The following is an 8370-nucleotide window of genomic DNA, read 5'->3' on the forward strand; positions in this document are numbered from 1 at the left end:
AACAACCTCGTTCCGCTGCGATCCCGGACTTTATCATCTGATCCCATCGAAAACGGCCTGTTCATTCGATCAAAGACGGCAACTTCCTCCGAGATCGCACAACGGAGGAAGTTCTACGAGGAACTTCTGAATTTCAGGATGTCCCGGAAGCGGATTTTCTCGAAGTAGCAAACCGTAGGATCTCCTACGTTCAACGGAGTGACCCGTTGCAAATCTTGAAGCGTAGCAGTTCCTACGATTTCAAGGGATGATCCGTGAGTCGCACGGTGTATGAGTTCCTACACACAAAAATTCTCTCTCGTTGATTTATAAAATGTGGTAGTTCCCACAAATCCCGCCCAAAACCAAACCCAACGTTTGGCCCGACAAACAATCAAACCCAAAAACGACTTTCAAAACGAAAACGGAAATCGTAAACTGACCATCCACTGAGGATCTTTGAAAATGACTGTCGATCAAGTGATGCAAGAATTAAAAAGTATGGGATCGGAATCCGTCAAAAAAATCTTTATCAATCACGGAGCCAAGGGAGAAGTCTTCGGCGTAAAAGTGGGAGATCTCAAAAAGATCCAAAAGAAAGTCAAAAAGGACAACGAACTTTCCTTGCAGTTATACAAAACGGGAAATGTCGATGCGATGTATCTCGCCGGTCTGATCGCGGATGAAAAACGGATTCAAAAAAAGGATCTTCAAAGTTGGGTAAAGAACGCAGGTTCGCCGATGATCAGCGAATGCACGGTCGCATGGATCGCCGCCGAAAGCAAGTACGGATGGGAACTCGCCAAGGAATGGATCGAGTCCGACAAAGAAAGCGTCGCCTCTTCCGGTTGGAGCACTCTTTCGAGTTTATTATCCATCGTTCCCGACGATCAAATCGATCCGAAAGAAATTTCAAAACTTCTCAAACGAGCGGAAACCAAAATCCATAAGGCTCAGAATCGGGTCCGCTATTGTATGAACGGATTCGTCATCGCAGTGGGCGGCTTTTATAAGGCGCTTTCCGAAGAAGCTCTTGAAACGGCAAAAAGAATCGGCAAAGTCGAAGTGCTGATGGGTAATACGGCGTGTAACGTCCCGGACGCTCCCGGATATATTCTGAAAATGAAGAAGATGGGAAAGATCGGAAACAAGAAAAAGATGGCACGTTGTTAAGCGACATTCTGATTTTTGCATGCTTAAATCAATCCCGACAACCGACTCAATGGAGTGTTTCCGTCGTTCTTTCTCAACGAAGAATTTCTTGCGCCAAAATCGGAATCAGTTTTTTCATCCCGCAAACGTTTAAGTGCGTATAATCTCCGAAGTCTTTTGAATCAAAATTAAGACTACCTACTTTTAAAATCGGAATTTCCTTTTCTATAAGAATCGATTCCCAGATCGTTCCTTGCGGGAGAGACGAAATTCTTTCGTCAAAATCGGGGCGAAACGGTAAGGAGAGGGCTAACACGGGAACGTCCTTCGATTTTAGATACGCGAACAAACTCTCCCAAGCTTCCAAAGCGGACTTTCTCGTTTTCCGAAGGGCAAATTCGGGATTCGGCGGTAAATCGATCGGATGCTCGTTCGGAACACAAATACCGTCAAAAGTGGTTCGGCTCCCCCAATTCAAGTAGCCTTTATTTTTTGAATATTCAATTTCCAGAAATCGATTTTGCTCCTTATTTCGCTTCCATTTTTCGAACGGGTTCCCGTGTAGAAGCCGATCCAAATTCTTTTCCGAGTAGCTAAACTCGTCCCCTTCTCCCGCGATTTTCAACGAGGTGGAAACTCCCGCGTTCAGACGCAGAAACGGAAAAACTCTTCCTAAAAGGTAAAAAATTCCGTTGGAAAGAGTTTTGAGATAGAAATCGCTCCATTGTCGCGTTGTAAAAATTTCAGAATGAAAAGAATCGTAATTCAACACAAGACTTCGATGAGCGCTCGCAACATCCATATCCGAAAGAGAAAATACGGAACCGTTAACGATCACAAGATGCGGTTTGATTCCGATTTCGGCTTCGTAGTCCTTGTAACGCAAAAGCATCCCTTCGGGTTGTTCCGAAGGCCGAGGTAAAAACCAGATCGGACGGCCGATTTTCTTTTCCAATTCCTGCGGATGAATGCCGGAAAGAATCTGACTGTCTCCCAAAAATACGACGGGAGCCAAATCCTTCGATCTCTCGAAACTCGATTCCGTAAACAAGGAAGAATCGATTCTCGAAAGGCGATCGTATAGAAAGGAATTTTTTTCCTGGAACTGAACTAAAAACGGAAATGTGAAAAACTGAATTACGACGAGGAAAATCAAAACTGCGGTGGAATAAAAGATTAAGTTTTTATAATTCATTGCATTCTGCTTTGCAAACAAGCCTTCAGTAGGTTTTCATACACGCAAACGATCCTATAAACTTTTCTCGAGGGACCTTTCCCATAAAATTTGAAACGTATCCGAGTTCGAAAAAGAGTCACGCGGATTATTTCGCATGGATCACAAGCATTTTAATTTCGACGGTTTGTCGGAACAACTTTTAATTTATCCTTGCCAAACATACGAATTGGCTCCGCACATACTTCTTTCTAAAATTGAAAGTAAAAGAATTCCTTTTTCTCAAATACTCCGAAGAGAAAAAACAACACGGTTATCCCGAAGGACAAAGGAATCCATCGACTCGGTTTATTCACGATCCGATCCAAAAAGGAATCCGTTCCGCCAGAAAAGATCATCCAAGGCTCCACGACAATCAACGGAAGCAAAAGAAAAAGCAGCTTCCCCGCAAAAATCCCATTCCAATAAAATCCCGCCGAAGCATTCAAAACAAAAATCCAAAGTTCTCCCGGAGATCGAACCTGAAACAAAAGCAGACCCAAAGCGAACATCCAGAAGGTGAGCAAAGCCCCTCCGACCTTCAAAACCAATTCCAAAATTCGAATATTCGAGGAAACGAATTTAAGAACGTATTTCTGAAAGAGATTATAACCGACCACCTGCAATCCGCAATAACAACCCCAGACGAAATATCCGTATGTCGCCCCGTGCCAAAGACCGCCCAAAACCCACACGATCATCAGATTGACGTTCTGTCTCGAAAGGGAAACGCGGTTTCCCCCGAGCGGAATGTAAAGATAATCGCGGAGCCATGTGGACAAGGAAATATGCCAGCGTTTCCAAAACTCGGACGGACTCGAAGAGATAAACGGAAAATTAAAATTGAGGGAAAGATGAAAACCTAGAGCCTTGGCAAGCCCTCTCGCCGCGTCCGTATAACCGCTAAAGTCCGCATAAACCTGAAAGGCAAAACAGAACGCGATCCAGAAAATCATACCCGGCTCCAGATTCATTCCCGGTTCCATCGCTCTTCCCGTAAAAAGAAGAAGATGATCTCCGATAAAAACCTTCTTAAAGATTCCCCATAAGAAAAGAATCGCTCCGGACAAAAATCCTTCGCTCGTAACCGTTCGTTCCTTTTCGATCTGAGGCAAGAGAGAGTCCGGTCGTTCGATCGGACCTGCAAGAAGCAAAGGAAAAAAGAGATCATACACTCCGAAACGGATAAAATTCGCGCAAGGCAGAATTTTTCCGGTGTTTATATCCGAAAGATAACTGATATTGTGGAACGTATAAAACGAAATTCCGACCGGCAGAAGAATTTCCGGAATCTTCACCGCGGCATTCGGAGACAGAACACCCAAAGTATCGTTCCAGATATTTAATAAAAATAGAATATACTTAAAGAAGATCAGAATCCCCAAATTGAGAACGATCAAAAACACGAACCATCTTCGTTTGTCTACTCCCTCCGCTTTGCCCAAACGGATTCCGCCCGCAAAGTTAAACGCGATGCAGAACAAAAGAAGAAAGACCATTTCCGGTTTCCAGAAACCGTAAAAGAACAATCCTCCGAAAAACAAAAGACGGTTTTGTCCGAGCGTTCCCAAGCGCAGATAAAGAACGTAGAATACTATAAAAAATACGAGAAAATTTAGAGAATTGAAGAGCATTCTCTATCAGGATTCTTCGAGGAGTTCGAGAATTCGCTCCTTTTCTTTCGTGTCGGCGGGATAACAAAGAGTGTGTTGAATCACGGAAGTTTGAAAATCTTTAGACTTGCGGTCCGTATCGTTGAGTTTGTTTTTGATCTTTCGGATCAGAATCTGCGTTTCTTCGCGGTCCTTGCCGTCTAGAATCACCGCGAATTTTCCCTGACCGATTCTATAGTTATAATCGGCTTCGGAAAGATTCTCCTGGATCGCCTTGCGCAATTCTTCGCTGTAAGAAGCGAAAAAACCGGAGCCTTTGAGTTTTACCATGCGCGATACATTCTGAACTTTGAATACGGTCAAACTAAAGGAGCTGGCCAGTCTTGCCGCCTTGAGAATCATTTCCTGGATTCGTTCCTCTACCGGACTAAACGGATCTTTGAATACGGAATCTCTTTCCTCGATGAGGAGAAGATTGGAAAAAACCGGAGCGAGCACTTCCGAAATTCCTACTGCGGTCTCCCGATCCGTATCGGTCCAAGGAACGTCCGTTTCATGAACGATCAGCATTCCGACTAACCAGTGTAAGTTGATAAATGGAATCACGATAAAATCGGACATGAGACCGAGTTCGTCGTTGGATAACTTCTGCATCAACTCGGGATGTTTTCGGAAGTTTTCGATCCGAAAGACGCCGGGAATATTGGAAACGATTCCTACGATGGAACTTTCCAGAGGAAGCGTAAAATTGCCGACGTGTTCGGGTGTCAACAGGTTGGAAGCGAACACTCGAAACTCGTTCTTCGTATGTCCGTCCAAAATCATAAAGGTCGCGCGTCTTACCTTCAATTCTTCCTTAAAGGTTGCGATCAGTTTATCATACGCCTCGTCCATGCTTCGAACGGAAGCGTAATCGCGCGCAAGCGAAATGATCAGTTCGTTGGTGCGAATTACTTCCTTCAGGCTTTGGTTTTCCTGATGGAGTTGTTCCGTATCGTAGATTCTTCTATAAACGGAACCTGCGATTTCTCCGATGATCTTCAGGAACTCGAGATCCTCGATCGTATAATCCTCTCCGCTGATCGTTTTGCTCAGAATCATAATCCCGAAAAAATCGTCGAGATAACGGATCGGAACCAAAAGTTCCGCTTCGGATTGCTGGATGATTTCTCTTTCTTTTGCGGGAAGCGCGGGTTTTAAAAGTTCCTTCGCGTACAAAACGGAACCGGCGTTTTTTACCGCATGATAGATTTCCTCTTCGGAAGAGATCGTCCATTCCTGATTGAAGTTCTCGCCTTGATAATCTTCCAAACGGAAGAATTCCTGATTCCCGTTTTTCGAGGAGAAAATTCCGATCGACTCGCTTCCGATTTGTCCCATGACCGAAAAGAGAAGATTCTCGAAGAAGTTCGCAAAGTCGGTGGAAGCGCCGATCTCTTTACTGATTTCGAAGACGGAAATATAGTTATCCAATTTTTTTCTGGAAGCGATCTGCAGATCGATCGGAGAAGTGGAGAAGTTGGAATCGTCGTCGAATAAAAATTCGCCCTCCTCTCCCGAAGCTGCCTTTGTGTCCTTTTTAGCGGGAGTCCGATTCGCTTCCTGCTCGGCTTCCTTAACCCAATCTCCGAAAGGATCTTTTTCCTCGAGATCAAAATTGGATTCGTCCTCTTCGTTTTCGAAAGACGGAAGTTCGTCCTCTTTTTTGTTAAGCGAAGTCGTTTCCGGGGCAGTTTCCTCTCCGAAAAGTTCGTCCAAACTGAAATCGTCCGAGTCGGACGTCTCCGCCTGCGGCGCGTTAAACGGATCTTCCGTCAGCTCTTCGGTATGAGTTCCTTCCGGTTCGGAAAGTTCCGGCGGAAGTTCCAAGAAATCGGTTTCATTCTCCTCCGAAACGGCCGAAGGCAAATCGTTATCAAAGGAAGAATCGGGAAAGTCCGCTTGAAAATCATCTCCGTCCGGTTCGGAAAGATCGGATTCGGACGGGGCCCCAAAGTCGGATTCAAAATCCGAACCAGCGGTTTCGATCGGCGGATGTGAGAAATCCTCGGACGGAGGAGGCAAGGTCGCGGTGGAAGCTTGCGGCTCGGAGATGTCGGACGTTTCGTCTAACGTCTCACTCCGCATTCCCAAAGCTCTTTGAAGAAAACTTTTTTTGGTGCGAAAGGATTCCGATTTTTTTAAAAGGGATTTTTTTTCGCCTAATTCTTGGCTTTTAGACGAGGACGCGCCGGAGGAATCGGATTTGACTAACTTACTGACCCTCTCGAGCAAACCCATCGATCATACACCAATCTGCTTCATCAGTTTTTTATAAAGTTCGAAATAATCGGACTGGGAGAACTCGCGGATCAAATCGTCCGGAAGATTTCCGAGAAGTTCGTCCAGATACGTCATGATCCGTTTCATCTCGTCTTTGGAAGGAACGGCTTCTCCTCCGGCGGAAGGAGCGGCCGGTGCGGCGGGTTCTTCCGGAGTTTTACGCAGCTCTTCGAGAGGGGAAAGTTCTTCCTCGTCCGCGTATTCATCGAGAACGATGACCATCTCTTCGTCTTGAACGGTTTCTGCTGTGGGTACGATTCCTGATTCACCGTTTAACGGCTGTAATGCGGATACGTCTTCGTCCATAGACTCGAACGCATCCAAATCGGAAGCGACAGGAAGTTCTCCGAGAATTTCGTTTAAGTCCTCGCCATCCTCTTCCGGAGTTTGAACGTCCGAAAGAAGATTTCCGAGTTCGTCTTCGGACAACGCGATCGGCCCCTCGTCCTCTTCCGTCGGTTCTTCGGAAGTAAGAATATGATCGAGTTCATCGGTGGAAAGTGCGATCGGTTCCTCGTCTTCCAACGGAACTTCTTCTTGTTCCGACAAAGGAGCATCCCAATCGATTTCGCTATCCGCTCCGGGGAATTCTTCCGTTGCAGTAGCTTCGGCATTGTCGGTGAGAATGTGATCGAGTTCGTCGGTGGAAAGAGCAATCGGCTCTTCCGCTTCCAGATCCGAGTCGGTAGTTTCGGCAAGAGGAGCGTCCCAGTCGATTTCGCTATCCGCTCCGGGGAATTCTTCCGTTGTAGTAGCTTCGGCATTGTCGGTGAGAATGTGATCGAGTTCGTCGGTGGAAAGTGCGATCGGTTCTTCCGCTTCGGCTTCGCCTCCGTCGAGAAGAGAACCCGATTCCGGCTCAAAATCAAAGGAAGAAGTTTCGGTCGGAACCTCGTCGGAAATATCCAGATCACCGAAAGAATCCATCGTGGATGAAGGAGTTCCCACACCCTCTTCTTCCACGTTGTCCGCAAGTAAATTGCCCAGTTCCTCGTCGGAGAGGGCAATCGGTTCGTTATCTTCCGCGTCCTCGATAAAGGAATCCGCAGGGGTTTCCGTTTCCAATGAATCGAGATCGTTTGTAGGAAGTTCAAAGTCGTCGAAAGAAAGTGCATCGTCGTCCAACGACGCGCTCGTTTCCATTGACGCCTGACCGATTCCGTCCAATTCGGAAACGGGCAATGAAATGAGATCGTCTTCTTCTCCGGAGGAATCGGGTGTTTCAAAATCGAAACCGGATTCTTCCAAAGTGGACGGAACTCCGGCCTCCTCTTCCACGTCGGAAGAAAGAAGGTTTCCGAGTTCTTCTTCCGAAAGTGCGATCGGTTCGCCTTCGTCGTCTTCTTCCAGCGCAAGGACCGAATCGGTCGGTTCAAAGGAGAAGTCGGAATGATCGGGGATCGTTTCTCCTTCTTGCGTTAATCCGAATTCGTCCGGTCCGCCTAAATCCTGTTCTACGGGAAGAGAGAACGTATCGTCTTCCGAAAATAGGGAGCCCGTATCTTCGGGAAGAGATCCGTCATCGTGCAGAAGATCGCCGAAACCGTCGGTGGAAGGTTCTTCGTTTGCCAAAGAAGTTTCATCCGACAAAAGATTTCCGAGTTCTTCTTCGGAAAGCGCGATCGGTTCGTTGTCCTCTTCGTCCAAAGAAGAAGCAAGAGAATCGTCCGAAGCAAAATCGAATCCGGATTCTTCCATCATGGATGAAGAGATTTCGTCTAATGTTTCCGGTTTCGCATCGTCGGTTAGAATGTGATCGAGTTCGTCGGTGGAAAGTGCGATCGGTTCTTCCGCTTCGGCTTCGCCTCCGTCGAGAAGAGAACCCGATTCCGGCTCAAAATCAAAGGAAGAAGTTTCGGTCGGAACCTCGTCGGAAATATCCAGATCACCGAAAGAATCCATCGTGGATGAAGGAGTTCCCACACCCTCTTCTTCCACGTTGTCCGCGAGCAAATTGCCCAATTCGTCTTCCGACAATGCGATCGGACCTTCGTCTTCTTCCGATCCGAGAGAATCCGCCGACGCAAAGTCGAATCCGGTTTCGTCCGATAAGGACGGAACTCCGATCTCTTCCTCATGGATATCGTCGGT

The 8370-nt window shown here is 46.6% G+C and carries 5 protein-coding genes (1 of these 5 cut by a window edge); 1 reads left to right on the forward strand and 4 read right to left on the reverse strand.

Going from position 1 to position 8370, the window contains the following annotated elements:
• The first annotated feature begins 444 nt into the window (after positions 1-444).
• Entirely contained in the window at positions 445-1152 is a 708-nt protein-coding gene (locus LFX17_RS12665) for a DNA alkylation repair protein (RefSeq protein ID WP_238746969.1), read from the forward strand.
• Between the two features lie 73 nt (positions 1153-1225).
• Here the strand turns inward: LFX17_RS12665 and LFX17_RS12670 are convergent, their stop codons facing one another.
• The 4 genes from LFX17_RS12670 to LFX17_RS12685 all read right to left on the reverse strand — a co-directional run.
• Positions 1226-2326 carry a hypothetical protein gene (locus LFX17_RS12670; RefSeq protein WP_238746970.1) on the reverse strand — a complete coding sequence of 367 codons (1101 nt, stop codon included), beginning with the start codon at positions 2324-2326 and terminating at the stop codon, positions 1226-1228.
• 230 nt (positions 2327-2556) lie between these two features.
• Complete coding sequence (locus tag LFX17_RS12675; RefSeq protein ID WP_238746971.1) at positions 2557-3978, reverse strand: MBOAT family O-acyltransferase; 1422 nt, start codon at positions 3976-3978, stop codon at positions 2557-2559.
• Between the two features lie 6 nt (positions 3979-3984).
• Positions 3985-6237 (reverse strand): GAF domain-containing protein, encoded by a 2253-nt coding sequence (locus tag LFX17_RS12680; protein WP_238746972.1) that lies wholly within the window; start codon positions 6235-6237, stop codon positions 3985-3987.
• Between the two features lie 3 nt (positions 6238-6240).
• Positions 6241-8370, reverse strand: partial view of a midas domain-containing protein gene (locus LFX17_RS12685; RefSeq protein ID WP_238746973.1) — the 3' portion only. The gene runs 999 nt beyond the window's last position; 2130 of the gene's 3129 nt are visible here — the last part of the coding sequence; the start codon falls outside the window, past its right edge — the gene reads right to left on this strand; its stop codon occupies positions 6241-6243.

Origin of the sequence: Leptospira sanjuanensis (assembly GCF_022267375.1) — a bacterium.
Lineage (GTDB): Bacteria > Spirochaetota > Leptospiria > Leptospirales > Leptospiraceae > Leptospira > Leptospira sanjuanensis.

Excerpts from the sequence above, each read along its gene's own strand:
- LFX17_RS12665 (WP_238746969.1), top strand. The coding sequence starts at position 445 with ATGACTGTCGATCAAGTGATGCAAGAATTAAAAAGTATGGGATCGGAA.
- LFX17_RS12670 (WP_238746970.1), bottom strand. The coding sequence starts at position 2,326 with ATGAATTATAAAAACTTAATCTTTTATTCCACCGCAGTTTTGATTTTC.
- LFX17_RS12675 (WP_238746971.1), bottom strand. The coding sequence starts at position 3,978 with ATGCTCTTCAATTCTCTAAATTTTCTCGTATTTTTTATAGTATTCTAC.
- LFX17_RS12680 (WP_238746972.1), bottom strand. The coding sequence starts at position 6,237 with ATGGGTTTGCTCGAGAGGGTCAGTAAGTTAGTCAAATCCGATTCCTCC.